At 67.6% G+C, this 25,856-nt stretch carries 25 protein-coding genes and 1 pseudogene; 18 read left to right on the top strand and 8 right to left on the bottom strand.

Going from position 1 to position 25,856, the window contains the following annotated elements; genetic code table 11:
- Nucleotides 1–7 precede the first annotated feature (7 nt).
- The 6 genes from WBL06_RS03330 (at nucleotide 8) to dnaE (ending at nucleotide 7,158) form a co-directional block, all read left to right on the top strand.
- Nucleotides 8–679, top strand: a complete 672-nt coding sequence (locus WBL06_RS03330; protein ID WP_424454675.1) for a YggS family pyridoxal phosphate-dependent enzyme — start codon at nucleotides 8–10, stop codon at nucleotides 677–679.
- A gap of 58 nt (nucleotides 680–737) precedes the next feature.
- Nucleotides 738–1,190, top strand: coding sequence for a cell division protein SepF (locus WBL06_RS03325; RefSeq protein WP_424454555.1), 453 nt, complete (start codon nucleotides 738–740; stop codon nucleotides 1,188–1,190).
- 167 nt (nucleotides 1,191–1,357) lie between these two features.
- Nucleotides 1,358–2,116 carry a DivIVA domain-containing protein gene (locus WBL06_RS03320; RefSeq protein WP_424454554.1) on the top strand — a complete coding sequence of 253 codons (759 nt, stop codon included), beginning with the start codon at nucleotides 1,358–1,360 and terminating at the stop codon, nucleotides 2,114–2,116.
- A complete protein-coding gene (lspA, locus tag WBL06_RS03315) occupies nucleotides 2,100–2,660 on the top strand; it encodes a signal peptidase II (RefSeq protein WP_424454553.1) in 561 nt (186 codons plus the stop codon). Before WBL06_RS03320 ends, lspA begins: the two co-directional genes overlap by 17 nt.
- A 16-nt stretch (nucleotides 2,661–2,676) precedes the next feature.
- Nucleotides 2,677–3,597, top strand: coding sequence for an RluA family pseudouridine synthase (locus WBL06_RS03310; protein ID WP_424454552.1), 921 nt, complete (start codon nucleotides 2,677–2,679; stop codon nucleotides 3,595–3,597).
- A gap of 36 nt (nucleotides 3,598–3,633) precedes the next feature.
- Nucleotides 3,634–7,158, top strand: a complete 3,525-nt coding sequence (gene dnaE / locus WBL06_RS03305; protein ID WP_424454551.1) for a DNA polymerase III subunit alpha — start codon at nucleotides 3,634–3,636, stop codon at nucleotides 7,156–7,158.
- A gap of 6 nt (nucleotides 7,159–7,164) precedes the next feature.
- Here dnaE and WBL06_RS03300 read toward each other — a convergent pair whose 3' ends face one another.
- On the bottom strand, nucleotides 7,165–7,701 hold the full coding sequence (locus WBL06_RS03300) for a flavin reductase family protein (protein ID WP_424454550.1): 537 nt from the start codon (nucleotides 7,699–7,701) through the stop codon (nucleotides 7,165–7,167).
- 36 nt (nucleotides 7,702–7,737) lie between these two features.
- On the opposite strand from WBL06_RS03300, the gene hisD reads away from it, so the two are divergent.
- The 3 genes from hisD to WBL06_RS03285 are packed head-to-tail and all read left to right on the top strand — an operon-like array spanning nucleotide 7,738 to nucleotide 10,627.
- Nucleotides 7,738–9,045, top strand: coding sequence for a histidinol dehydrogenase (hisD, locus tag WBL06_RS03295; protein WP_424454549.1), 1,308 nt, complete (start codon nucleotides 7,738–7,740; stop codon nucleotides 9,043–9,045).
- Nucleotides 9,046–9,075: 30 nt separating this feature from the next.
- The gene (gene nrdR, locus WBL06_RS03290; protein WP_424454548.1) at nucleotides 9,076–9,552 is read left to right on the top strand and encodes a transcriptional regulator NrdR; all 477 of its coding nucleotides are present in this window, start codon (nucleotides 9,076–9,078) and stop codon (nucleotides 9,550–9,552) included.
- Between the two features lie 49 nt (nucleotides 9,553–9,601).
- Nucleotides 9,602–10,627: a quinone-dependent dihydroorotate dehydrogenase gene (locus tag WBL06_RS03285; RefSeq protein ID WP_424454547.1), complete on the top strand. Its 1,026-nt coding sequence runs from the start codon at nucleotides 9,602–9,604 to the stop codon at nucleotides 10,625–10,627.
- Here WBL06_RS03285 and WBL06_RS03280 read toward each other — a convergent pair.
- Complete coding sequence (locus WBL06_RS03280; protein WP_424454546.1) at nucleotides 10,602–11,165, bottom strand: DUF3043 domain-containing protein; 564 nt, start codon at nucleotides 11,163–11,165, stop codon at nucleotides 10,602–10,604. The genes WBL06_RS03285 and WBL06_RS03280 overlap by 26 nt on opposite strands.
- 16 nt (nucleotides 11,166–11,181) lie before the next feature.
- On the opposite strand from WBL06_RS03280, the gene WBL06_RS03275 reads away from it, so the two are divergent.
- The 6 genes from WBL06_RS03275 to WBL06_RS03250 all read left to right on the top strand — a co-directional run bounded on the left by WBL06_RS03275 (nucleotide 11,182) and on the right by WBL06_RS03250 (nucleotide 16,707).
- Entirely contained in the window at nucleotides 11,182–12,588 is a 1,407-nt protein-coding gene (locus WBL06_RS03275; protein WP_424454545.1) for a dipeptidase, read from the top strand.
- Between the two features lie 27 nt (nucleotides 12,589–12,615).
- The gene (gene erpA / locus WBL06_RS03270; protein ID WP_424454544.1) at nucleotides 12,616–12,978 is read left to right on the top strand and encodes an iron-sulfur cluster insertion protein ErpA; all 363 of its coding nucleotides are present in this window, start codon (nucleotides 12,616–12,618) and stop codon (nucleotides 12,976–12,978) included.
- 248 nt (nucleotides 12,979–13,226) lie between these two features.
- Nucleotides 13,227–14,042 (top strand): cytochrome c oxidase subunit II, encoded by an 816-nt coding sequence (gene coxB, locus WBL06_RS03265; RefSeq protein ID WP_424454674.1) that lies wholly within the window; start codon nucleotides 13,227–13,229, stop codon nucleotides 14,040–14,042.
- Nucleotides 14,042–15,766 (top strand): cytochrome c oxidase subunit I, encoded by a 1,725-nt coding sequence (gene ctaD / locus WBL06_RS03260; RefSeq protein ID WP_424454543.1) that lies wholly within the window; start codon nucleotides 14,042–14,044, stop codon nucleotides 15,764–15,766. The genes coxB and ctaD overlap by 1 nt, the downstream gene beginning before the upstream one ends.
- A 1-nt stretch (nucleotide 15,767) precedes the next feature.
- Nucleotides 15,768–16,220, top strand: coding sequence for a cytochrome c oxidase subunit 4 (locus tag WBL06_RS03255; RefSeq protein WP_424454542.1), 453 nt, complete (start codon nucleotides 15,768–15,770; stop codon nucleotides 16,218–16,220).
- 16 nt (nucleotides 16,221–16,236) lie between these two features.
- Nucleotides 16,237–16,707, top strand: a complete 471-nt coding sequence (locus WBL06_RS03250) for a GNAT family N-acetyltransferase (protein WP_424454541.1) — start codon at nucleotides 16,237–16,239, stop codon at nucleotides 16,705–16,707.
- A gap of 54 nt (nucleotides 16,708–16,761) precedes the next feature.
- On the opposite strand, the gene WBL06_RS03245 is transcribed toward WBL06_RS03250, so the two are convergent.
- The 4 genes from WBL06_RS03245 to WBL06_RS03230 all read right to left on the bottom strand — a co-directional run bounded on the left by WBL06_RS03245 (nucleotide 16,762) and on the right by WBL06_RS03230 (nucleotide 21,025).
- Entirely contained in the window at nucleotides 16,762–18,327 is a 1,566-nt protein-coding gene (locus WBL06_RS03245; protein WP_424454673.1) for a cytochrome b, read from the bottom strand.
- A gap of 86 nt (nucleotides 18,328–18,413) precedes the next feature.
- On the bottom strand, nucleotides 18,414–19,487 hold the full coding sequence (locus tag WBL06_RS03240; RefSeq protein WP_424454540.1) for a Rieske 2Fe-2S domain-containing protein: 1,074 nt from the start codon (nucleotides 19,485–19,487) through the stop codon (nucleotides 18,414–18,416).
- Nucleotides 19,488–19,540: 53 nt separating this feature from the next.
- Nucleotides 19,541–20,326 (bottom strand): c-type cytochrome, encoded by a 786-nt coding sequence (locus WBL06_RS03235; protein WP_424454539.1) that lies wholly within the window; start codon nucleotides 20,324–20,326, stop codon nucleotides 19,541–19,543.
- Nucleotides 20,327–20,332: 6 nt separating this feature from the next.
- Nucleotides 20,333–21,025 (bottom strand): cytochrome c oxidase subunit 3, encoded by a 693-nt coding sequence (locus tag WBL06_RS03230; protein ID WP_424454538.1) that lies wholly within the window; start codon nucleotides 21,023–21,025, stop codon nucleotides 20,333–20,335.
- On the opposite strand from WBL06_RS03230, the gene trpD reads away from it, so the two are divergent.
- The gene (gene trpD / locus WBL06_RS03225; protein WP_424454537.1) at nucleotides 21,024–22,076 is read left to right on the top strand and encodes an anthranilate phosphoribosyltransferase; all 1,053 of its coding nucleotides are present in this window, start codon (nucleotides 21,024–21,026) and stop codon (nucleotides 22,074–22,076) included. The genes WBL06_RS03230 and trpD overlap by 2 nt on opposite strands.
- Nucleotides 22,077–22,101: 25 nt before the next feature.
- On the opposite strand, the gene glpK is transcribed toward trpD, so the two are convergent.
- Nucleotides 22,102–23,616 (bottom strand): glycerol kinase GlpK, encoded by a 1,515-nt coding sequence (gene glpK, locus WBL06_RS03220; protein WP_424454536.1) that lies wholly within the window; start codon nucleotides 23,614–23,616, stop codon nucleotides 22,102–22,104.
- 126 nt (nucleotides 23,617–23,742) lie between these two features.
- On the opposite strand from glpK, the gene WBL06_RS03215 reads away from it, so the two are divergent.
- The gene (locus WBL06_RS03215; RefSeq protein ID WP_424454535.1) at nucleotides 23,743–23,958 is read left to right on the top strand and encodes a hypothetical protein; all 216 of its coding nucleotides are present in this window, start codon (nucleotides 23,743–23,745) and stop codon (nucleotides 23,956–23,958) included.
- Nucleotides 23,959–24,041: 83 nt separating this feature from the next.
- A pseudogene (locus WBL06_RS03210) lies at nucleotides 24,042–24,290 on the top strand (PucC family protein); the annotation flags it as partial.
- An 81-nt stretch (nucleotides 24,291–24,371) separates the two neighbouring features.
- Here WBL06_RS03210 and WBL06_RS03205 read toward each other — a convergent pair.
- The gene (locus WBL06_RS03205; RefSeq protein WP_424454534.1) at nucleotides 24,372–25,841 is read right to left on the bottom strand and encodes an SDR family NAD(P)-dependent oxidoreductase; all 1,470 of its coding nucleotides are present in this window, start codon (nucleotides 25,839–25,841) and stop codon (nucleotides 24,372–24,374) included.
- Nucleotides 25,842–25,856: the final 15 nt, after the last annotated feature.

The following is a 25,856-nucleotide window of genomic DNA, read 5'->3' as shown; positions in this document are numbered from 1 at the left end:
CGAAGAGATCGAGCCCACACTCGCCGATCGGCTCGCCGCGGTCGACTCCGCCATCGCTGACGCCGTACGCGAGGCCGGAGGAGCGCCGCCGACCCGCATCGTGGTGACCAAATTCCAACCGGCTTCACTGGTGCGCGAACTCGCCGACCTGGGCGTCCGCGACATCGGCGAGAACCGGCATCAGGAGGCGGTGGTCAAGGCGGCCGAGGTCGACGACGCGCGGCTCGCGTGGCACTTCGTCGGCCAGTTGCAGAGCAACAAGGCGAAGGCAGTACGGCGATATGCCTCGACGGTGCATTCCGTCGACCGGGCGTCACTCGTCGATGCGCTGACGGTCGATGACGGGACCGACGTCGGGGTGTTCCTCGAGATCGGGCTGAGTGACGAGCCGGGACGCGCGGGAGTCGCGCCCGACGACATCGATCGCCTCGCCGAACGCGTGCTCGCGGCCCCCGGGCTCCGGTTGCTCGGGGTGATGGGCGTCGCGCCCCTCGGAGCCGAGCCACGCCAAGCCTTCGCCCGGCTCCGCGAGGTCGGCGCGCAGCTGCGGCGCCTCGAGCCCGCAGCCACCGCGATCTCGGCCGGGATGTCGGGAGACTTCCGCGAGGCGATTCTGGAGGGCGCGACACACCTTCGCATCGGTACGGCAATCACCGGATTTCGGCCGTTCCCCGGTTAATGTCGAGAACGGATGCCGCACCTTTTGACCCGCGACACCGATCCTTCGGGAGGACGACATGGCGAATCCGATGCGCAAGGCGATGGTCTATCTCGGCCTGGCCGACGAAGACTACGACGACCACGTGCCGGCAGCCCCGGTCGCGCCGGTGACGTCGACCGCGGGCCGTGCCCCCGTGACGCCGCTGCGGCGCCCGGTCGCGGCGAGCACCAAGCACGCCGCCCCCGGGATGAACGAGATCCTCACGGTCAACCCGCGTCAGTACAAGGATGTGCAGGCGATCGCCGAAGCGTTCCGTGAGGGGGTTCCCGTGATCATGAACCTCTCGCAGATGCCGGAACCGGATGCCCGGCGCCTTATCGACTTCGCGAGCGGCCTCGCCTCCGGTCTCTACGGAAAGATCGAGCGCGTTACCAACAAGGTGTTCCTGCTCTCGCCCGAACACGTCGCCGTCAGCGGTGAGGCGGAAGCGCCCGAATCGGATGTCGACGCGAGCTTCTTCGGTCAGTGAGCGTCGGCGAACTCGCTGACAGACTGAAACCAACCTTCGGCCGATGCGGTCGGGGGTTGTACGCTGGAACCCTCACCCGTTTCCTGAAGGTGAGATGTCGATTTCGTCATCGAGGCGCGACCGGAAGGCCGCGGGGGTGATGGCGAGCAATGCGTGAGGTGAAAGACATGGCCTTGACTCCTGAAGATGTGGTCAACAAGCGGTTCAACCCGACGAAATTCCGCGAGGGCTACGACCAGGACGAGGTCGATGACTTCCTCGACGAGGTCGTCGTCGAACTGCGTCGGCTCAACCAGGAGAACGAAGAGTTGCGTCAGCGCCTCGTCGCCGGTGAGTCGCGTCTCGCCGAACTCCAGCGCAGCGCCGCGCAGCAGCAGGCAGCGCCCCAGCAAGCTGCACCTCAACAGGCCGCCCCTCAGCAGGTGCAGGCGCCCGAGCCCGCGTACGCGCCGGCCGGGTTCGACCCCAACGCCATGGACCCGGGCAACACCAACAACCTGCTCCAGCTCGCGCGCCGCCTTCACGAGGAGCACGTGCGTGAGGGCATGGAGAAGCGCGACGCCCTGATCGCCGAGGGGCACGCCGCCGCCGCGCGGGTGGTCTCGGAAGCCGAGCAGGGTGCGCGCAGTCAGCTCGACGCCATCCAGCAGGAGAAGAACGAACTCGAGCGTCAGGTCGAAGAGCTGCGGCAGTTCGAGCGTGACTACCGCACGAAGCTGCGCGGCTACATCGAGGGTCAGTTGCGCGAGCTCGAGAGCTCGAACGCGCTGAGTGCCGCACCGTCGCAGCCCGCCGTTGCGGCCGCCCCGCAGCAGTACGCGCCGGCCGCTCCGACGAACTACGGCCAGCCGCCGCAGGGCGACTTCGCAGCTCCGGCTTACGGCGTCCCGCCCACCGAGTACTCGGGTTTTGGCCCGGGCAACTGACCCGATCGCGCCGGACGCCGCACCGCTCAAGCGGCGGGTGAGTCCCCGCGCGCTCGGGCTGCTCGCCGCCGTCGCCGTGGTGGCCTACGGGCTGGATCAGCTCTCGAAGTATCTGGTGACCACGAATCTCGAGCTGGGCGAGACGGTGCCGGTGTTCGGCGAGGTGCTGCAACTGCACTACGTGACGAACCCCGGCGCGGCGTTCTCGCTCGCGACCGGGTTCACCTGGATCCTCTCGGTCGTCGCGATCGGGGCGATCGTCTTCATCATCTGGTTCGCCCCCCGCATCCGGTCGCTCGGCTGGGCGACAATGTTCGGCCTGGTGCTGGGCGGCGCGTTCGGCAACGTCACCGACCGGCTGACCCGGCCGCCCGGTTTCGGAGTGGGGCACGTCATCGACTTCATCCAGGTGTGGGGTTTTCCGGCGATCTTCAACGTCGCCGACATGGCGGTCGTCTCGGCGATGGGGCTCTTCCTGCTGCTCTCGCTGCGCAACGTCGGACTCGACGGGGTGCGCCGCAAGGGCGAACCCGAGAAGTCCTGATGGCCGGTCCCCACTGATGGAGAGCCGGAGCCTCCCGGTTCCCGACGGCCTCGCCGGGGAGCGGGCGGATGCCGGGATCGCCAAGCTGCTCGGGTTCTCGCGAAGCTTCGCCGTCGAGGTGCTCGAGGCGGGGGGAGTGCGGCTCGACGGGATCCTGCTGGGCAAGTCGGACCGGCTGCGGGCCGACGGCTGGCTCGAGATCGAGTGGGCGCCCAAGGAGGCGCCGCGCGTCATCCCGCAGCTCGTGCCCGGATTCCGCATCGTGCACGACGACGACGATCTGGTGGTGATCGACAAGCCGGTCGGCATCGTCGCGCACCCGGCGCCCGGATGGAGTGGCCCCACGGTTCTCGGTGCTCTCGCCGCGGCGGGCTACCGCATCTCGACCTCGGGGTCCAACGAGCGGCAGGGCATCGTGCACCGACTCGATGTCGGCACGAGCGGACTCATGGTCGTCGCGAAGTCGGAGTCGGCCTACACCGAACTTAAGCGGCTGTTCCACGATCGCGAGGTCGACAAGATCTACCACGCCGTGGTGCAGGGACACCCCGACCCGCTCGCCGGCACGATCGACGCCCCCATCGGGCGGCACTCGTCCAACGACTGGAAGTTCGCGATCCGGGTTGAGGGCAAACACGCCGTCACGCACTACGAGGCGATCGAGGCGATGCGCGCCGCGAGTCTGCTCGAGGTCACGCTCGAGACGGGTCGCACTCACCAGATCCGGGTGCACCTGGCCGCACAGCGGCATCCCTGCGTCGGCGACACCCTCTACGGCGCCGACAAGGGACTGACCGAACGGCTCGGCCTCACCCGGCAGTGGCTGCACGCCCACAAGCTGGGATTCCGGCACCCGGCGACGGGTGAGTACGCCCTGTTCGAGTCGCCCTACCCCGACGACCTCCAACACGCTCTCGATGTTCTGCGCGCCGACTGACCCCGCCGTATCCTGGGGGTCGACCCCGGAGAGCTAGTGACCGATTCTTTCGTGCATCTGCACGTGCACAGCGAGTATTCGATGCTGGATGGTGCGGCGCGAGTCGGCGAACTCATGGCGGCCGTCGCCGAGCAGGGGATGCCGGCGGTCGCGATTACCGACCACGGCAACAACTTCGGCGCCTACGACTTCTACAAGCAGGCCAACGCCGTCGGGGTGAAGCCCATCATCGGCACCGAGGCGTACCTCACGCCGGGCACGCATCGCACCGACAAGACGCGCGTGCGCTGGGGCGACGGCGGGCAGGATGACGTCTCGGGCTCCGGCGCGTACACCCACATCACGCTGCTCGCGCACGACACGCAGGGCATGCACAACCTGTTCCGGATGTCGTCGCTGGCCTCGATCGAGGGTTACTACTTCCAGCCCCGCATGGACCGCGACCTGCTCAGCACCTACGGTAAAGGGCTCATCGCCACGACCGGGTGCCCCGGCGGCGAGGTGCAGACCCGGCTGCGGCTCGGCCAGTGGGATGAGGCGGTCGCGGCCGCCGCAGAGTTCCGCGATATCTTCGGTCGGGACAACTACTTCGTCGAGATCATGGACCACGGGCTCCAGATCGAGCGCCGCGTGCAGTCCGACCTCATCCGGCTCTCGAAAGAGCTCAATCTGCCGCTCGTCGCGACCAACGACCTGCACTACACGCACGCCGCCGACGCGCACGCGCAGGAGATCCTGCTGTGCATCCAGTCGGGGTCGACCATGGACGACCCGAACCGCTTCAAGTTCGAGGGCAACGAGTACTACCTGAAGTCCGCCGTCGAGATGCGGCAGCTGTTCCGGGATTACCCGGAGGCGTGCGACAACACGTTGCTCATCGCCGAGCGGTGCGCTGTCGAGTTCGAGAAGCGCGACCTCATGCCGCGATTCCCCGTGCCGGAGGGTGAGACCGAGGCGTCGTGGTTCGAGAAGGAGGTCGAGCGCGGCCTGAACGTGCGCTTCCCGGGCGGGGTGAGCGACGAGCACCGCCGCCAGGCCGCCTACGAGGTGGATGTCATCAAGCAGATGGGCTTCCCGGGGTACTTCCTCGTCGTCGCCGACTTCATCACTTGGGCGAAGCAGCAGGGAATCCGGGTCGGCCCCGGCCGCGGTTCGGCCGCCGGTTCCCTCGTGTCGTACGCGATGGGAATTACCGAACTCGACCCGCAGCGCTACGGCCTCATCTTCGAGCGCTTCCTCAACCCCGAGCGCGTGTCGATGCCCGACGTCGACGTCGACTTCGACGACCGCCGCCGCGGCGAGGTCATCCGCTACGTCACCGACAAATATGGCGATGACCGGGTCGCGCAGATCGTCACCTACGGCACGATCAAGGCGAAGCAGGCGATGAAGGACTCCGCACGCGTGCTCGGGATGCCGTTCAGCGTCGGCGAGAAGCTCACGAAGGCGTTCCCGCCGCCGGTGCTCGGCAAGGAGATGACCCTCACGGATGTCGTCACCTCGACGTCCGAGCGCTACAAGGAGGCCGGCGATCTTCGGGCCATCCTCGAGACCGACGCCGAGGCGGCCCAGGTGTTCGAGACGGCGCGCGGCATCGAGAACCTCAAGCGGCAGTGGGGTGTGCACGCTGCGGGTGTGATCATGTCGGCCGAACCGCTCATCGACGTCGTTCCGCTCATGAAGCGCCAAGACGACGGTGCGATCATCACGCAGTTCGACCAGCCGCCGCTGGAAGACCTCGGTCTGCTCAAGATGGACTTCCTCGGGCTGCGCAATCTCACCGTCATCCAAGATGCGCTCAATGCGATCGAGAAGAACACCGGGCAGCCACTCGAGATCGAGGGTCTCGACCTCGACGCCGACCCGGCGACCTACGACCTGCTGTCGCGCGGCGACACCCTCGGGGTGTTCCAGCTCGACGGGGCGCCGATGCGGGCGCTGCTCAAGCAGTTGAAGCCCACCAACTTCGAAGACATCTCGGCCGTCATCGCCCTCTACCGTCCGGGTCCGATGGGCATGAACTCGCACACCAACTACGCGCTGCGTAAGAACGGGCTGCAGAAGGCCGAGCCGATCCATCCCGAACTCGCGGAGCCGCTGCAGGAGATCCTCGGCACGACGTTCGGCCTCATCGTCTACCAGGAACAGGTCATGGCCGTGGCGCAGAAGGTCGCCGGGTTCACCCTCGGCCAAGCCGACGTGCTGCGCCGGGCGATGGGCAAGAAGAAGAAGTCCGAGCTCGACAAGCTGTTCGCCGAGTTCAAGGCGGGAATGACCGACAACGGCTACTCCAAGCAGGCCGTGCAGGTGTTGTGGGACACGCTGATGCCGTTCGCCGACTACGCGTTCAACAAGGCGCACTCGGCCGGCTACGGCGTGCTGGCGTACTGGACCGCGTACCTCAAGGCGAATCATCCCGCCGAGTACATGGCGGCACTGCTGACGAGCGTCGGCGACGCGAAAGACAAGCTCGGGCTCTACCTCAACGAGTGCCGGCGGATGGGCATCCGGGTGCTGCCCCCCGACGTCAACGAATCGGCGGGGGACTTCACTGCGGTCCCGAGCGAGGCGGGTGTGGGCGACATCCGATTCGGTCTCGGTGCGGTACGCAACGTCGGATACGGCGTCGTCGAGCACATCCGCGTCGCCCGTGAGAAGGAGGGTCGTTTCGTCGCCTTCCACGACTTCCTGCGCAAGGTCCCGATCCCCGTCGCCAACAAGCGCACCGTCGAATCCCTCGTCAAGGCGGGCGCGTTCGACTCGCTCGGCCACACCCGCCGATCGCTCATCGAGATCCACGAGGGCGCCGTCGAGCGCGCCGTGAGCGACAAGCGCAACGAGGCCAACGGACAGGTCGGCTTCGACTTCGACTCCCTGTGGGACGAACCCGAGCACGCGACCGAGTCGGTGCCGGAGCGGCCGGAGTGGAGCAAGCGCGACAAGCTCGCCTTCGAGCGCGAGATGCTCGGCCTGTACGTGAGCGACCACCCGCTCGCCGGGCTCGAACAGACCCTCGCGAAGCACGCGACGATCTCGATCGGCGAGCTCATCGGCGGAGAGGCGGCGAACGACGGCGAGCAGGTCACGGTCGCCGGGCTGCTCACGAGCGTGCAACACCGCACCGCGCGCAACTCCGGCAACCAGTACGGGATGGTGACCGTCGAAGACTTCGGCGGGGAGGTCACCGTGCTGTTCATGGGCAAGACGTACCAGGAGTTCTCCCCGGCCCTGCAGAACGACTCGATCGTCGTCATCAAGGGTCGGGTTGCCACCCGCGACGACGGGCTCAATCTCCACGCCGTCAGCCTCTTCGTGCCGGACACCGGAGCTTCACTGGGGGCCGGCCCGCTCGTCATCTCGGTGCCCGAGCATCGCGCGACGACCGACGTGGTCTCGGCGCTCAACGACGTGCTCATCCGGCATCGCGGCGACAACGAGGTGCGGCTGCGGCTGGTGCGCGGCGAGAGCGCGCGGATGTTCGAGGTGCCCTACCCGGTCACCGTCACCGCCGACCTCTACGGGGAACTGAAGTCGCTGCTCGGGCCGAACTGCATCGCCTGAGCGCCGCTACGGGGTGAGGGGAGCGCCGGGCGCCATGTAGGTGCGCTCGTGGTACAGCAGCGCGTCGTCATCCACCCCGAGCCCGCCGTCTTCGACCTGCACAACGACGACGGCGTTGTCGGCGACCGGAAACCGTTCGACGATGCGCCCGAGCATCCAGGCGGGCACGTCGTTCAGCAGCGGCAGATCGAATGGCCCGGGTGACCAGTGATCACCCGCGAAGCGCTCGTCGTGCGGCCCCGAGAGCCGATCGGCGAGCGCGCGGTTGCGGGCGCCAAGCAGATGGATGAGCACGTGCGTCGTGCCCTCGACGGCCGGCCAGGCGGTGGAGACGCGCGCCATGTTGAAGGTCGCGAGTGGCGGTACGGCGGCGAGCGAGGCGAGCGACGTCGCCGTGAAGCCGACGGGCGTGCCGTCGGGGGTGCGTGCCGTCACCACCGCGACTCCCGCCGCGTGTCGACGGAACGCGAGCTTGAAGGCGGAGAGATCGTCGACGATGTGCGGTTCCACGTCACCAGTCAACCCTGTCCGCAGGGCAGGCATTCCGCGGCCCGAAACCGCCCGTAACATGGACGGGCCATGATCCAGACGATCGATCTCCGCGGCCGCCGTCCCACCCCCGGGGAACTCCGGGCGCTCGTGCACCGTGCGGAAGTCGACGTGTCGGCCGCCATTCCGGTCGCCGCCGACCTCATCCGGGATGTGCGCGAGCGCGGCACGATCGCACTCGACGAGCAGGCCGACCGGTTCGACGGGGGGCGAGCGTCGACCATCCGCGTCGACCCGGCCGCGATCACCGCCGCCGTCGCACGCCTGCCGAAACAGATCCGTGCCGCCCTCGACGAGGTCGTCAGTCGCGAGCAGGCGGCCAGCCGGGCGCAGGTGCCCGCTCCGGCGGTCACCAGGGTTGCGCCCGGGGCGCAGATCACCCAGCGCTGGCAGCCCGTCGACCGCGTCGGGCTCTACATCCCGGGCGGCAAGGCCGTCTATCCGTCGAGCGTCGTCATGAACGTCGTGCCGGCTCAGGTCGCCGGCGTCGGGTCGATCGCCCTCGCGTCTCCGCCGCAAAGGGATTTCGAACACGGCATCCACCCGCTCATCCTGGGTGCGGCGGGAGTGCTCGGCGTCGACGAGGTCTACGCAATGGGGGGAGCGGGCGCGATCGGTGCGCTCGCCTACGGCATCCCGTCGCTCGCCCTCGACCCCGTCGATGTCGTCGCCGGGCCCGGCAACGTCTATGTCGCGGCCGCCAAACGCGTCGTTCAGGGCGATGTCGGCATCGACGCCGAGGCCGGCCCGAGCGAGGTGCTCGTGATCGCGGATGCCGACGCCGACCCCACCGTCGTCGCGGCCGACCTGATCAGCCAGGCCGAGCACGACGAGTCCGCCGCGGCGGTGCTCGTAACCGATTCCCCGGAACTCGCGGATGCCGTGCGGGCCGAACTGGAACGGCAGGTCGCGCAGACGTCGGCGCGTGATCGGGTGGTGATCGCGCTCGGTGGGCCGCAGTCGGCGATCGTGTTGGTCGACGATCTCGAGACGGCCGCGCGGGTGAGTGACGCCTACGCGCCCGAACACCTGGAGATCCAGACCGCGGATCCCGGTGCGCTGCTCGACCGCGTCTCCCACGCGGGCGCCATCTTCCTCGGAACGTACTCGCCCGTCAGCCTCGGCGACTACCTCGCCGGGTCGAATCACATCCTGCCGACCGGGGGCACCGCGCGGTTCGCGGCGGGCATCTCGGCCGTGACGTTCCTGCGCCCGCAGCAGGTCGTCAGCTACGACGCCGACGCGCTCCGGGGCGTCGCCCACCACATCCGCGCGATGAGTGACGCCGAACACCTTCCCGCGCACGGCGACGCGGTGGACGCCCGCTTCCGGGCGTAGCCGGGGGAGGGCATCTATCCTGGTGCCACCATGTTCTGTCCGTTCTGCCGGTACCCGGATAGCCGCGTCGTCGACTCGCGCACGAGCGACGACGGCCTCGCCATCCGCCGCCGTCGACAGTGCCCCGAGTGCGGTCGCCGGTTCTCGACGACTGAGACGGCGAGCCTCTCGGTGATCAAGCGGTCGGGAATCGTCGAGCCGTTCAGCCGGGAGAAGATCGTCTCCGGCGTGCGCAAGGCCTGCCAGGGTCGGCCGGTGAGCGACGCCGACCTCGCCCTGCTCGCCCAACGCGTCGAGGAGAGCATCCGCGCGACGGGCGTCTCGCAGATCGACGCGAACGACATCGGCCTGTCGATTCTGCCCCCGCTGCGGGAACTCGACGAGGTCGCCTACCTGCGATTCGCGAGCGTCTACCAGGGCTTCGACTCCCTCGACGACTTCGAGTCGGCCATTGCCCTCCTCCGAGTCGAGAACGCAAGCACTGGCGAAACCTCGGTGGTCGAGTAGCCGCCACAGGCGGCGTGTCGAGACCCCAGGTGCCGATAACCTGAACTCGATGTACGCCCTCCTGTTCCGGCTGGTGTTGCGCCGGATGGATCCCGAACGCGCCCACCACCTGGCATTCCGCGTCATCCGGCTCGTCCCCGGCTTCCTGCGCGGCCTCGGTCGGCCGCATCCGTCGCTCGCCGTCGAGGCGCTCGGTCTGCGCTTCCCGTCGCCGTTCGGTCTCGCCGCGGGTTTCGACAAGGAGGCGGCCGGCATCCGCGGTCTCGGCGTTCTCGGCTTCGGCCACGTCGAGGTCGGCACGATCACGGCCGTGCCGCAGGCCGGCAACCCGAAGCCCCGCCTGTTCCGGCTCGTCGCCGATCGCGCGGTGATCAACCGCATGGGCTTCAACAACGCCGGAGCCGAAGCGGCAGCGCGTCGGCTCGAGCGGGAACGTCGGCGGCGCATCCGCCCGGTCATCGGCGTCAACATCGGCAAGTCACGGGTCGTGCCGGTCGACGACGCGCTCGACGACTACCTCACGTCGACGCGGCTGCTCGCGCCGCTCGCCGACTACCTCGTCGTCAATGTCAGTTCGCCTAACACCCCTGGGCTGCGGGGCCTGCAAGAACTCGACAAGCTCGCGCCACTGCTCGAGGCGGTGCGGGATGCCGCCGCCGGGGTGCCCGTACTCGTCAAGATTGCTCCCGACCTCACCGACGACCAGGTGTTGCGGATCGCCGCGCTCAGCGTCGAGCTCGGCCTGCCGGGGCTGGTCGCCACCAACACGACGACCTCGCGGGAGGGGTTGCGTTCCGCCCCGGCCGAGATCGCGGCTGCGGGGGAGGGGGGGCTCTCGGGTCGCCCGCTCGCCCTCCGGTCACTCCAGGTCCTGCGCCTGGTGCGCGCGGCGGTGCCGACCGACTTCGTGGTGATCTCGGTCGGCGGGGTGGAGACCGCCGCCGACATCGCAGTACGCTTGGCCGCCGGCGCAACCCTGGTGCAGGGCTACACAGCGTTCCTCTACCGCGGCCCCCTCTGGGCTCGAAGCATCAACCGCGGGCTCGCGGCTAGCTGGGGTACTGGCCGCGCTTGACCTGGGGCTTCGGCAGACGCAGGATCCGCATCTGGATGGCGCGCATCGCCGCGTACCAGCGCACCCGCTCCACCTTGTCCTTGCCGAACTTCGCGACGAGGCGACGCGTCACCTGGAATCCGAGCACCACGCAGTCGATGACGACGAGCAGGAAGACGCCCCAGAAGGCGAGGAACGCGTAGTCGGCGATCTGCGGCACGAACCAGGTGAGGATGACGAGCACGAGCGTCGGCATCAGGATCTCGCCGGCACTGAATCGAGCGTCGACGAAGTCACGTACGTAGCGCTTCTGCGGGCCCTTGTCGCGAAGCGGCAGATACTTCTCGTCGCCGCGCGCCATGCCGAGGCGAGCCTTCTCCCGCTCGTTGGCGACCGCCTGCTTGTTCTGCTGCGACGCGAGCTTGCGGTCTTTGGGCACCAGCGGGCGACGCTGAGCGGCCTCGCGCTCCTTGCGGGTGGGAGTCGCATGGCCCTTGCCGACCGGGGTCGGTTCCGGCTCGACCTCGGCAGAGGCGGGAGTGTTGGGGGTCTTGGCCACGACTTAAGATTACGGGATGCCTGCAACGCCGCCGTCGACCCCCTTCGCCGCCGAACTTCGGGAGACGATCGCGGCTGGCTTTCCGCTCGCCGTCGCCGATCTCTCGCGACTCGTGCGCATCCCGTCGGTCTCGTGGGACGGCTTCGACCCGGAGCGGGTGCAGGCGAGTGCGGAGGCAGTGAAGGCGCTGGCAGCCGAGACCGGGGTCTTCGACGAGATCGACATCGTGCAAGTGCCGATCGGCGACGCCGGCAAGCTCGGGCTCCCCGCCGTCATCGGCACCCGCGCTGCGCGCAACGGCCGACCGACGATCCTGCTCTACGCCCACCACGACGTGCAGCCGCCGGGGGAGGACGAGCACTGGGACTCGGTGCCGTTCGAACCGACGCTGCGCGGTGATCGGCTCTACGGTCGCGGGGCCGCCGACGACAAGGCGGGCGTGATTGCGCACATCGCCGCGATCCGGTCACTTGTTGCGGTCTGCGGAGAAGACCTGGATGTCGGCCTCGTGCTGTTCGCCGAAGGCGAGGAGGAGTTCGGGTCGCGGTCGCTGCCCGAGATCCTGCGCCGCTACCGCGAACGCCTCGCCTCGGACGTGATCGTCGTCGCCGACTCGGGCAACTGGGACCTCGCCACCCCGGCTCTCACGATTGCCCTGCGCGGAGCCGTCGCGTTCAACCTGCGGATCACGACGCTTGCCCACGCGTCGCACTCCGGGATGATGGGCGGCGCTGTGCCCGACGCTCCGATGGCCGCGATCGAGTTGCTCGGAACCCTGTGGAAGAAGGACGGTTCGGTCGCCGTGAAGGGCCTCACGAGTCACGACGAGGAGACGCCGAAGTACAGCGAGAAGAAGCTGCGCGCGGAGTCGGGTCTTCTCGAGGGAGTGAGCCCGATCGGCACCGGCGACATCCTCTCCCGGCTCTGGTATCAGCCCTCGATCACGGTCACGGGCATGGACATCCCCAACGTCCGCAACGCCTCCAACACCCTGGTGCCAAGCGTGCGGGTGCGGATCAGCGCGCGGGTCGCTCCCGGGCAGACCGCGCAGGAGGCGTTCGCAGCCATCGAGGCGCATCTGCTCGAGCACGTGCCGTTCGGCGCCGAGATCTCGATCGAAGACCTCGACACCGGCAACCCGTTCCTGGTCGACTCGAGCGGGTGGGCGGCAGCGGATGCCGTGGAAACCATGGGGGAGGCGTGGGGCACCGAGGCGGTCGAGATCGGAGCCGGCGGGTCGATTCCCTTCATCTCCGACCTGGTCGAGATGTTCCCTGCCGCGCAGATCCTCATCACCGGCGTCGAAGACCCCGACTCGCGTGCGCACAGTCCCAACGAGTCGCTGCATCTGCCGACCCTGCAGCGCGCGATCCTCTCCGAGGCGCTCCTGCTCTCGCGCCTCAACGCGAGGTCCGGCGAATGACCAGCCGGCTCGCATACACTCGATGACATGACCGACACCGCTCTCACCTCGACCGACGTTTCAACGCATGGCGTGAAGCTCACCGACACCGCGGCGACCAAGGTCAAGAACCTGCTTCAACAGGAGGGCCGCGACGACCTGCGACTGCGGGTCGCCGTGCAGCCCGGCGGATGCAGCGGCCTCATCTATCAGCTCTACTTCGACGAGCGCCTGCTCGACGGCGACGCGACCGTCGACTTCGACGGTGTCGAGGTGGTCGTCGACAAGATGAGCGTGCCGTACCTCGACGGTGCGGCGATCGACTTCGAAGACACGATCCAGAAGCAGGGCTTCACGATCGACAACCCGAACGCAGCCGGCTCGTGCGCCTGCGGCGATTCCTTCCACTGAGCTAGTTTTGCGCGCCGCCGCTCCTGCGGCGCGCGACGATCCAGGGGCCGAGCGCGGTCGCCCCCTTCCGCTAATTCAGTCCTGCGCCTGCGCGACTCTCCGTGGGCTGCTGCGGTTCCGACCCCTCGGCGGGTAGATAGACTGGGGCCCTGGTCATCCACGTTCCTGAGAGGTCACCGGTGCGCTCTACTCGCCCCCCCTCGCCGAAGCCGGCGAAGTCGAAACTGGCGCGTTGGGCGGTGGTGCCCATCGCGGCCGCCGTCACCGTCATCCTCGCCGGCTGCACGCAAGCGCAGCTCACCGGCTTCCTCCCCGAAGGCTCGGCCGGTGCCACCGACCACACCGACCGCATCACCGGCCTGTGGGTGACCTCGTGGATCGTGCTGCTCGCGGTCGGCATCGTGACGTGGGGCCTCATCATCTGGGCCGCGGTCGTCTACCGGCGCCGCAAGGGTCAGACCGGGTTCCCGGTGCAATTGCGCTACAACATGCCGATCGAGATCTTCTACACGATCGTGCCGCTCATCCTCGTCATCGGGTTCTTCGCCTTCACGGCACGTGACCAGTCGGCGATCGAGCAGCCGATCGCCGACCCCGACGTCAAGATCGAGGTCGTCGGTCAGCGCTGGTCGTGGACCTTCAACTACCTCGACGAGAACCGCTACGAAGTGGGCATCCAGGGTCAAGAAACAGAAGACGACTTCGCGGATGTCGACGCGCTGCCGGTGCTCTACCTGCCGGTCGACCAGTCGGTGGAGATCAAGATCGAGTCGCGCGACGTCATCCACTCGTTCTGGATCGTCGACTTCCTCTACAAGAAGGACATGATCCCGGCGCGGTCGAACTACATGTACTTCACCCCGCTCAAGGAGGGCGAGTACGCCGGCAAGTGTGCGGAACTCTGCGGCGAGTACCACTCGAAGATGCTCTTCACCGTCAAGGTCGTGTCCCAGGCCGAATACGACCGGCAGATGGCCCAGCTGCCCGAGGGCCAGATCGGCACCGAATACAACGTGAACCAGAATCTGCCGGGCACGGGCGGAACGGGCGAGGGAGACCACTGATGACGACCACGGCCACAGCCCCCCAGCAGGCGTTCGGCACCCCGCGCGTCGCGCGCAAGGGCAATATCGTCGTCAAGTGGATCACCACCACCGATCACAAGACGATCGGGTACCTCTACCTCATCTCGTCGTTCATCTTCTTCTGCCTCGGCGGCGTGATGGCACTCATCATCCGCGCCCAGCTCTGGGAGCCGGGCAGCACGCTGGTCGCCAGCGGTGAGCAGTACAACCAACTCTTCACGATGCACGGCACGATCATGCTGCTGCTGTTCGCGACCCCGCTGTTCGCCGGCTTCGCGAATGTCGCGATGCCGCTGCAGATCGGCGCCCCGGATGTGGCGTTCCCGCGCCTCAACGCCTTCGCCTACTGGCTGTTCCTCTTCGGCGGAATCGTCACCGTCGCCGGCTACCTCACCCCGCAGGGCGCGGCGTCGTTCGGATGGTTCGCCTACGCGCCACTGTCGAATACCACCTTCACCCCCGGGCTCGGCGGAAACCTCTGGGTGTTCGGCCTGGCGATGACCGGTTTCGGCACGATCCTCGGTGCCGTGAACTTCATCACCACGATCATCACCATGCGGGCGCCCGGCATGACCATGTTCCGCATGCCGATCTTCAGCTGGAACATCCTGGTCACGTCGATCCTCGTGCTGCTCGCCTTCCCGATGCTCGCGGTCGGCCTGTTCGCCCTCGGCGCGGACCGGGTCTTCGCGTCGCACCTACTCGATCCGGCGAACGGCGGTGCCATCCTGTGGCAGCACCTGTTCTGGTTCTTCGGGCACCCCGAGGTGTACATCATCGCGCTGCCGTTCTTCGGCATCATCTCCGAAGTGCTGCCGGTGTTCAGCCGCAAGCCGATCTTCGGATACAAGACCCTGATCTATGCGACGATCGCCATCGCAGCCCTTTCTGTGACCGTGTGGGCCCACCACATGTATGTGACCGGGTCGGTACTGCTGCCGTTCTTCGCCCTGCTGACGATGCTCATCGCGGTGCCGACCGGGGTGAAGATCTTCAACTGGGTCGGCACGATGTGGCGTGGATCGGTCACCTTCGAAACGCCGATGATGTTCGCGATCGGCTTCCTCATCACGTTCACCTTCGGCGGTCTGACGGGCGTCATCCTGGCCAGCCCTCCACTCGACTTCGCCGTATCCGACACCTACTTCGTGGTCGCGCACTTCCACTACGTCGTCTTCGGCACCGTGGTGTTCGCGATGTTCTCGGGCTTCTACTTCTGGTGGCCGAAGTGGACCGGCAAGATGCTCAACGAGAAGCTCGGCAAGGTGCATTTCTGGATGCTGTTCATCGGATTCCACACCACGTTCCTGATCCAGCACTGGATCGGCGTTCAGGGCGGTGCCCGCCGCTATTGGAGCTACCTGGAAGAAGACGGGCTCACCTGGATGAACCAGATCTCGACGATCGGCGCAATGATCCTCGCCGCCTCCATGGTGCCGTTCTTCCTCAACGTGCTCGTCACCGCCCGGCGCGGGGAGAAGGTCACGGTCGACGACCCGTGGGGCAACGCCCGATCGCTCGAGTGGGCGACCTCTTGCCCGCCGCCGCGCCACAACTTCGTGTCGATCCCGCGCATCCGTTCGGAGTCGCCGGCGTTCGACCTGCACCACCCCGAGTTGAGCGGCGCGCAGGTTGGAATCGGCCCGCTGAAAGATGCCCCCGACCGTCCCGTCGTCGACCTCGTCGACGGAGAGGTGAAGTAGCGTGCGCGTCAACACCAACCTGTTCTGGATCCTCGCGGTCTTCTTCGGCCTCTCGGCTGCGGGCTACACGGTCTGGTCGCTCATCGACTTCGCCAGCACCCCCGAACAGATCGAGCCGTTGACGCACACGGGTGTCGAGTGGGTCGGCACGATCGGCATCGCACTCGGGGCGCTGTTGTCGATCCTGATCGCCTTCTACCTGACGATCACGAAGCGGGCCCAAGGCGGCGAGCTGCCGGAAGACATCATGACCGCCGAGATCGACGATGGCGATCCCGAGGTCGGGCACTTCAGCCCGTGGAGCTGGTGGCCGATGGTGCTCGCGCTGGGCCTGGCCTTCATGTTCTTGGGCTTCGCCGTCGGCATCTGGCTGGCGTTCATCGGTGGGCCGATCGTGCTGATCGCCATCGTCGGTTGGCAATTCGAGTACTACCGCAACTTCTTCGCGCGCTGATCGGAGCTCGTTCTCGATGACCGAAGTCGTGATCCGTGAGGCGCGTCCAGGCGACGAAGACGCGATCTTCGACCTCGTGCAGATGCTGGGGCACGCCTTCACGCCGGACCGCGCGGCATACGATGAGACGATCGCCGGATACCTCCGCGGGGACCAGCCCACCGTGTTGCTGCTGGTCGTCGACGACGGGTCGCCTCGACTCGGCGGATACGCGCTGACGACGATCGTGCCGCTGCTCACCACCAACGGGCCGTCGGCTCAGTTGCAAGAGATCGTCGTCGACGAGGCGGCCCGGGGCCGCAACTTCGGAACCCTCCTGGTACGAGCGGTGGAGGCGGCCTGCGAGCAGCGCGGGGTGACCCAGCTGACGGTGGCGAGCCGCCGCGCCGGCGGGTTCTACGACCGTCTCGGTTTCGCTGACGCGGCCGAGTACATGCGTCGCTTCTTCCCGGCAGACCGGGCGGTCGCCGGGCGCGTTCTGCCCTGAGCGCCGATCCGCCGCTCTGGGCAGATCGTCGCTCGGCAGATCAACGTCGACGACTCAGTGGTGCGACTGCGACTCGATCTCGCTCTTGGTGACCGGCGCGATGCGGTCTTCGAAGAACAATCGCGAGGCGACGGCGCGCACCCGCTGCAGGATCGAGATGCGCCCGCGCTTGTCGGGTCGCACCATGAGGGGCTGGTAGTCGGTGTACGACACCAGACGCCACCGCTCGTAGTCGCTGAGCGGCTGGTGCACTTCGACGTACTCGCCGCCGGGCAGGCGCACGATGCGGCCGGACTCGTAGCCGTGCAGCGCGATCTCACGATCTTTCTTCTGCAGGGCGAAGCAGATGCGGCGGGTGACGACGAAGGCGAAGATCGGCCCGAGGATGAGCAGACCTTGCAGCGTATAGGTGACTCCCTCGATCGCCAGCTTGAAGTGCGTGGCGATGAGGTCCGACGATGCCGCAGCCCACATGACCGCGTAGAACGTCACGCCGGCGGCGCCGATCGCGGTGCGCATCGGGGCGTTGCGCGGACGGTCGGCGATGTTGTGGTGGCGCTTGTCGCCGGTCACCCACGCTTCGAAGAAGGGGTAGAGCGCCACCAGCACGAGGAAGAGCCCCAGTACGACCACCGGGATGAGGATGTACCACGTGACCGTGAAGCCGAAAATCTCCGACTCGAGCCCCGACGGAATGAGCCGCAGAATCCCGTCGGCGAATCCGATGTACCAGTCGGGTTGCGTTCCCGCCGAAATGGGGGAGGGGTCGTATGGGCCGTAGTTCCAGATCGGGTTGATCGTGACCGTGGCGGCGATCAGGACGATGACGCCGAACACGATGAAGAAGAACCCACCGGCCTTCGCCGCGAACACCGGCATGACGGGAACACCCACGACGTTGTCGTTCGTGCGGCCCGGGCCCGCGTACTGGGTGTGCTTGTTGACGAACACCATGATCACGTGGATGCCGACGATCGCGACGAGGATCGCGGGCAACAGCAGGATGTGCAGCGAGTAGAACATGCCGACGACGGTGACGCCCGGGAACTCTCCGCCGAACAGCAGATACGAGATCCAGGTTCCGACGATCGGGAAGCCCTTCACCATGCCGTCGATGATGCGCAGGCCGTTGCCCGAGAGCAGGTCATCGGGTAGCGAGTAGCCGGTGAATCCTTCGGCCATCGCCAGGACGAAGAGCGTGAACCCAAGAAGCCAGTTGATCTCACGCGGCTTGCGGAATGCGCCGGTGAAGAACACGCGCAGCATGTGCAGGCCGATCGAGGCGACGAAGAGCAGCGCCGCCCAGTGGTGGATCTGACGCACGAGAAGGCCGCCGCGCACATCGAAGGAGATGTCGAGCGTCGATGCCATCGCCGCCGACATCTCAATGCCCTTGAGCGGCACGTAGGAGCCTTCGTAGGTCGTTTCGACCATGGAGGCCTGAAAGAAGAAGGTCAGGAAGGTTCCCGAGAGCAGCACGACGATGAGGCTGTAAAGGGCGACCTCGCCGAGCATGAACGACCAGTGGTCCGGGAAGATCTTGCGACCGTAGTCGCGAATCCAGCCCGAGAGCTTGAAGCGCTCGTCGACGTAGCCGGCGGCCCAATTGGTGAACCGCATGCCGGCACCGACCTCGGCGGTGGCCGGCTCGGTACCGGGGCGGTTGGTGGTGATTTCGTCGGGTTCACTCCGACGGATATCGACGGTCACAGCTTGCGCTCCCAGAAGCTCGGGCCCACGGGCTCGGTGAAGTCACTCTGCGCGACGAGGTAGCCCTCGTCGTCGACCGTGATCGGCAGTTGCGGCAACGACCGCTTGGCGGGACCGAAGATGACCTTCGCCTCCTGCGTGATGTCGAACTGCGACTGGTGGCACGGGCACAGCAGGTGATGGGTGCGCTGTTCGTAGAGCGCCACCGGGCACCCGACGTGCGTGCAGATCTTGGAGTACGCGACGATGCCCTGGTAGTTCCAGTCTTCGCGCCCCTCGGAGATGTTCAGATCTTCGGGCTTGAGCCGGGTGAGCAGCACGGCCGCCTTGGCCTTCTCTTCGAGCTTGCCGTGGTCGAGGTCTTCGAGACCTTCCGGAATGACGTGGAACACCGAGCCGAGCGTGACGTCGGCTGCGCGGATCGGGGTGCCGTCGGGGTCCTGCGCGAGACGGGTTCCTTTCTTCCACAGCGTGTGCTTGAGCAGGGTCACCGGGTCTTCAGCCGGGGCGAGGTCGCGAAACAGTACGACGGCCGGGAGTGGGAAGACGACGAGCGCACCGATGAGCGAGTTGCGGATCAGCTTGCGGCGCGTGAAGCCCGACTCCTGGTTTCCCGCGGTGAACACGGCGGCAGCGCCTGCACGCTTCTCGTACTTCTCCTCCGGCGGGTGGCCGGCGTTGCGGTCCTCGACGAGATCGTGCCCGTCCATCAGCGACTTCGACCAGTGCACGGCACCGAAGCCGATCCCGAACAGCGCGAGCGCCATGCCGAGCCCGAGCAGAGCGTTGTTGGTCTGCACCGAGGCGGGGTTGTCGGTGTCGATCGGGAACACGAAGTAGGCGACGATCGCGAAGACGCTGCCGACGATCGACGCCCAGAAGAACCAGGCGACGCGGCGCTCGTTCTGGCGCTCCTTCTTGGGGTCGACGTCGCTGACGCGCGGTCGGTACGGCGGGAAGCCGGGGTTCTCGATCGCGTCCGTGGACACGACGGCAGTTCCGGGTGCGTCGGACGGGATATCCCGTCGCACGACCGCACGACCGGGTTCCGCGCTGCCGTGGTCTGCCATGCTCGTGTGCTCTCTTATCTCTTCGTGATTCGGAGTCTGGGAACCGGTGGGTCTCAGTTCGACTTCGCGGTGAGCCAGACTGTCACCGCGACGATCGCACCGAGAGCGAAGATCCAGACGAACAGGCCCTCCGAGACGGGGCCGAGGCCACCGAGGTCGAGGCCGCCGGGGGACGGGTTGTCGTTGAGGTACTCGAGGTAGGCGATGATGTCGGCCTTCTCCTCGGGACTGATGTTCATGTCGTTGAAGACCGGCATGTCCTGCGGTCCGGTGACCATCGCTTCATAGACGTGGGCGGGGTCGACATCTTTGAGGTCGGGGGCGAACTTGCCCTGCGTCAGAGCGCCACCGGCGCCTGCGACGTTGTGACACATTGCGCAGTTGATGCGGAAGAGTTCGGCGCCCCCGGCGACATCGCCCTCGCCGGTGAGATAGCGGGCGTCGGGAATTCCGGGGCCCTCACCGAGAGTGGCGACGTAGGCGGCGAGCGCCTGGATCTGTTCCGCGGTGAACTGAACCGGCTTGGCTTCGGCCTGGGGCCCCGAGGCGGCCATCGGCATCCGACCGGTGCCCACCTGGAAGTCGACCGCTGCCGCGCCGACGCCCACCAGGCTCGGGCCGTCGGTTGTTCCCACAGCGCCCCAACCGTGGCAGGAGGCGCAGTTCGCGACGAACAGTTTCTCGCCCTCTTCGACTCCGGACGCGGTCGCCGAGGTCGGACTCGCGGTCGCGCTCGAGGTGACGAGTGCGTAGGCGCCGCCGGTGGTCAGCAGCCCGATGACGAGCAGGGCGACCGAGGCGAGCGGAGAACGGCGGCCCGTGCGGCGAGTGCGTGACATGTGGGCTCAGACTCCGATTTGCGGGAAGACGTAGATGATGACGAAGAGGCCGATCCAGACCACGTCGACGAAGTGCCAGTAGTACGAGACGACGATCGCGGTCACGGCTTCTTTGTGCGTGAAGTGCTTCACCGCGAAGAACCGGCCGATCACGATGAGGAACGCCAGCAGACCGCCGGTCACGTGCAGGCCGTGGAAGCCGGTCGTGAGGTAGAACGCAGAGCCGAAGGAGTCGGAGGTGAACCCGACGCCCTCGGCGACGAGGATGGCATATTCGTAGACCTGACCGATGATGAACAGCGCGCCGAGAAAGAAGCTCAGGAAGAACCACTCGACGACGCCCCAGCGCCGCATGTTCCACCACGCGCCGGTGCGCCACTTCTGCAGGCGTTCCGCGGCGAAGACGCCGAACTGGGCGGTGAACGACGAAGACACGAGGATGATCGTGATGGTCGCGGAGAAGACGATGTTGAGCTTCGACGACTGGTCGGCCCACAAACCGGGTGACGTCGACTTCAGCGTGAAGTAGACAGCGAAGAGGCCGGCGAAGAACATCACTTCGCTGCCGAGCCAAACAATCGTGCCCACCTGCACGGAGTTCGGGCGGTTGATGACCCCAGCGGCAGGGCGGTGCGAAATCGGTGTCGAGGTCACGACTCCATTATGGCCGATATCCAGGGTCGCTACGATCGACGCCATGCCGACGGAACTCACCTGGCCAGCTCTGCTCACCCAACTCCTGGCCGGGGCCGATCTTTCGATCGCCGAAGCCTCCTGGGCGATGGAGCAGGTGATGGAGGGCGAGGCGTCGTCCGCACAGCTCGCGGGATTCCTCGTCGCGCTGCGTGCCAAGGGCGAGACGGTCGACGAGATCGTCGGATTCCGTGACGCGATCCTCGCTCACGCGCAGCCGCTCGAGGTCGACCCGATGGCACTCGACATCGTCGGCACGGGCGGCGACCGCTTCGGCACCGTCAACGTGTCGACGATGGCGTCGATCGTCGCCGCCGCCGCGGGGGCGAAGGTCGTCAAACACGGAAACCGCGCGGCATCGTCGGCGTCGGGCTCGTCGGACGTGCTCACGGCGCTCGGCGTCGATCTCCAGATCCCACCCGAGCGGGTCGCCGCCGTGCTCGATGAAGTCGGCATCACGTTCGTCTTCGCGGCACTGTTCCACCCCGGGTTCAAGCACGCCGGCGCGGTTCGCGGCGAGCTCGGCATCCCGACGGTCTTCAACTTTCTCGGGCCGCTCTGCAACCCGGCGCGGCCCGAAGCGTCGAGCGTCGGCGTCGCCGCGCTGGACAAGGTTCCCCTGATCACCGGAGTGTTCCGCACCCGAGGTGCGACCGCGCTGGTCTACCGCGGTGACGACGGGCTCGACGAACTCACCACGACCGGGCACAGCCGCATCTGGGAGGTGTCGCGCGGCGACATCCACGAGCACGACCTCGACCCCGGAGAGCTCGACATCGCGCGGTCGACGATCGACGACCTGCGCGGTGGGGATGCCGCACACAACGCGGCGATCGCGCGCGGGGTGTTCGCGGGCGACGCCGGTCCCGTACGCGACATCGTGCTGTTGAACGCGGCCGCGGGTCTCGTGGCCTGGGAGCTCGCGCACGACGCCACCCAGCAGGAGCGCGACATCCGCGAGCGCTTCACCGAGAAGCTCGTGGTCGCCGCCGAAGCGATCGACACCGGGGATGCGACAGCCAAGCTCGATGCCTGGATAGCGGCGACGACCCGGTAGGGTCTCGATGCGCCCGCTGCGCGGGCTACTCGACCCGCGGGGTGGGGTCGACCCAGTCGAACGTGCGGGTGACGGCTTTACGCCAGATGCGCATCCGCTCGGCTCGTTCCCCGGCATCCATCGTCGGCTCCCACCGGCGGTCTTCGCGCCAGTTCGCGCGCAGCTCGTCGCGGCTCGCCCAGAACCCGACCGCGAGACCCGCCGCGTAGGCGGCACCCAGCGCCGTCGTCTCGATGACCTCCGGTCGCACCACCGGCATCCCGAGTACGTCGGCCTGGAACTGCATGAGCGTGTCGTTGGCGGCCATCCCGCCGTCGACGCGCAGTTCGGCGATGGGGGCGGGCAGGTCGGCGCCGGCGGCGTCGAGCACGTCGACGGTCTGCAGTGCGACCGCCTCGAGGGCGGCGCGGGCGATGTGCGCCTTCGTGGCGAAGCGGGTGAGGCCCAGGATCGCCCCGCGCGCGTCGGGGCGCCAATAGGGGGCGAAGAGACCCGAGAAGGCCGGCACGAAGGCGACCCCGCCCGTGTCGGGTACCGAGAGCGCGAGCGGTTCGACATCCGCCGATTTCTCGAAGAAGCCGAGGTTGTCGCGCAGCCACTGGATGAGCGACCCGGTCACCGCGATCGAGCCCTCGAGGGCGTAGCGCGGCGCCTCGGCGCCGAGCTGGTAGGCGACGGTCGTGATGAGCCCGTTCGCGGAGTGCACGATCTGGGTTCCGGTGTTGGCGATGAGGAAGTTGCCCGTGCCGTAGGTGTTCTTGCTCCCGCCGGCGTCGAAAGCCGCCTGGCCGAAGGTGGCGGCCTGCTGGTCGCCGAGGATGCCGGCGATCGGTACACCCGCGAGGGGCGCGATCGCGGTGCCATAGATCTCTGACGAGGAGCGGATGTCGGGCACCAGCGCGCGAGGGATGCCGAACGCCGCCAGCAGGTCGTCGTCCCAGGAGAGGGTGGCGAGATCCATCAGCAGGGTGCGGCTCGCGTTCGTGACATCGGTCGCGTGCACGCCGCCGTCGACGCCGCCGGTCAGGTTCCAGAGCAACCAGGAGTCGGTCGTCCCGAACGCGAGCTCGCCTGCTTCGGCTCGCGCTCGGGCACCCGCGACCGAGTCGAGCAGCCAGGCGATCTTCGTCGCCGAGAAATAGGTGGCCAGCGGGAGCCCGGTCTGTGCGCGGAACCGGTCGACCCCGCCGTCGGCGGCGAGGCGATCGACGAGATCCTGCGTGCGGGTGTCTTGCCAGACGATCGCGTTGGCAATCGGTTCGCCGCTGAGGCGATCCCAGATGACCGTCGTCTCGCGCTGGTTGGTGATGCCGACCGCGGCGATGTCGTCGGGGTTCGCACCTGCGGCCGTCAGCGCCTCGGCGAGCACCTCGAATGTGTTGTCGCGGATCTCGATCGCGTCGTGCTCGACCCACCCCGACTGCGGGAAGATCTGCCGGTGTTCGCGCCGGCCGCTCGCGACGGGGATCCCGGTGTGGTCGAACAGGATCGCCCGCGTGCTGGTGGTGCCCTGATCGATCGCGACGACGTACCTCGACATGCCACAACGGTACGCCGCACGGCGCGTGTCGCTCGTAACCGATCGCCTCGCGGGCATGACCGACGTCGAAGCCGGCCCGCACTGGAAGCGCGACGTCGGGGTTTCCTGACCGGGCAGACCGTGTCGATGTTCGGCTCGATGCTCGTGCCCCAGGCGGTCGTCTCGATCTTCGGCGGGGGGTGGGCCGACCGGCTCAACCGCAAGATGCTCATCATCGTCGCAGACGCGGCGATCGCGGCGTCGAGGCTCGGGCTCGCGCTCTTCATGCTCTCGGGTGTCGACTCCTTGCTCCTGTTCGGCGTCATCTCTCGATCTGGGGCGGCACGAAGAACAAGGTGCTGATGATCATCGCGTCGTCGGTGGTGTTCGGGGTGCTCTCGGTCGCCCTGGGCCTGTCGACGAACCTGTAGCTGTTCTTCGGATTCATGTTCCTGGTCGGGCTGGCCGTGCCGTTCTTCTCGACGCCCGCGATGACCCTGCTGCAGTTGCGCGTCGAACCGGAGCGCCAGGGTCGCGTGTTCGGGTTCGTCGGCATCGTGATGGCGGTGTCGATGCCGATCGGAATGGTGGTGTTCGGTCCGCTCGCCGACGTGATGCCGGTCGAGACGCTGCTGGTGGTGGCAGGCATCATCACGTTCGTGGTCGTGCTGATCGCGGTCTTCGTGCCCGCGGCCCGCCAGGCGATCAGGGAGGGCAGTACCGAGACGCCGGAGGGCGAAGAGCCCGTCATGCCCGAGCCAGGTAAACCCCGAGTTTCACCAAGAGCCGGGCGCGTAGTCCTTCAAGAAGACGCCGAACAGGTCCTCGCCGGCTTCGCCGCGCACGATCGGGTCGTAGACCCGCGCGGCGCCGTCGACGAGGTCGAGCGGAGCGTGGAAGCCCTCTTCGGCGAGCCGCACCTTCGTCGGGTGGGGGCGTTCGTCGGTGATCCAGCCGGTGTCGACGCTCGTCATGAGGATGCCGTCGGTCTCGAACATTTCTCGGGAACTCGTCCGGGTCAGCATGTTGACGGCCGCTTTCGCCATGTTGGTGTGCGGATGCCCCGGTCCCTTGTAGCCCCGGCCGAAGACGCCCTCCATTGCGCTGACGTTGACGATGTAGGTGCGCCGGGCGGGGGAGGCGGCGAGCGAGGCGCGCAGCTTCGAGATGAGGATGAACGGGGCCGTCTCGTTCGCCAGCTGCACTTCGAGCAGCTCGAGCGGGTCGACGGCGTCGACGCTCTGCGTCCAGGAGTTGATCGACTCGAGGTCGGGCAGCAGACCGCCCGCGTCGATCGCGGTGCCGGCGGCGAGTCGCTCGAGCGAGGACGATCCCGGCGCCATCGCGGCTTCGGTGAGCTCGTCGGCTTTGGCTGCGGCCGCCGCGAGGATCGGATGCGCGGCCACCGAGCGGGCGAGGGCCTGCGGGTGCGCGTCGTTGGTGTGACCGAAGGTCTCCATCTCGGGAAGCGGGCCGTCGGGGAGCGGGGCGAGCTCGGCATCCACGAGTCGCGAATAGGCACCGGGGGAGCGGCGCACCGTCTGCGCGGCGTTGTTGATGAGGATGTCGAGCGGGCCCTGCTCGGCGACGGACTCGGCGAGCGCGATCACCTGGGCCGGGTCGCGGAGGTCGATGCCGACGACACGCAACCGATCGATCCAGTCGGGGGAGTCGGGGAGGCTCGTGAAGCGCCGTACCGCGTCGCGGGGGAATCGCGTCGTGATGGTGGTGTGCGCCCCATCCCGCAGCAAGCGAAGCGCGATGTACATGCCGATCTTCGCGCGGCCGCCGGTGAGCAGGGCGCGCTTCCCGGTGAGGTCGGTGCGGGCGTCGCGTTTGGTGTGACTCATCGCCGCGCAGGTCGGGCAGAGCTGGTGGTAGAACGCGTCGACGACCGTGTAGTCCTGCTTGCAGATGTAGCAGGGCCGCGGCTTGATGAACACGCCAGCGACCGCGTTGGTCGCCGCCCCCGAGATCGGGATGCCGCGCGTCTCGTCGTCGATCCGGTCCGGCGCTCCCGTGGCGGTCGCGGCGACGACGGCCTTGTCGGCTTCGGCGACCTGCGCGCGCAGTTCGAGCCGACGCTCCCGCTTGACCGCTTTGAACATCGCGGCGGTGGCGCGACGGACCGCGACGAAGTCGGGATCGGCGGGATCCACGCCGGGCATCGCCGCGAGAACGCGGAGGGTGGCCTCGAGATCCGCCGGGTCGATGCCGGTGCGGGAACGGGGGTGGTCGGAGGGCACGGGTGATTCTCTCAC

It is taken from the genome of Pseudolysinimonas sp. (assembly GCF_049651805.1).
Classification (GTDB): Bacteria; Actinomycetota; Actinomycetes; order Actinomycetales; family Microbacteriaceae; genus Pseudolysinimonas_A.
This window is presented reverse-complemented; position numbering and strand designations above follow the sequence as displayed.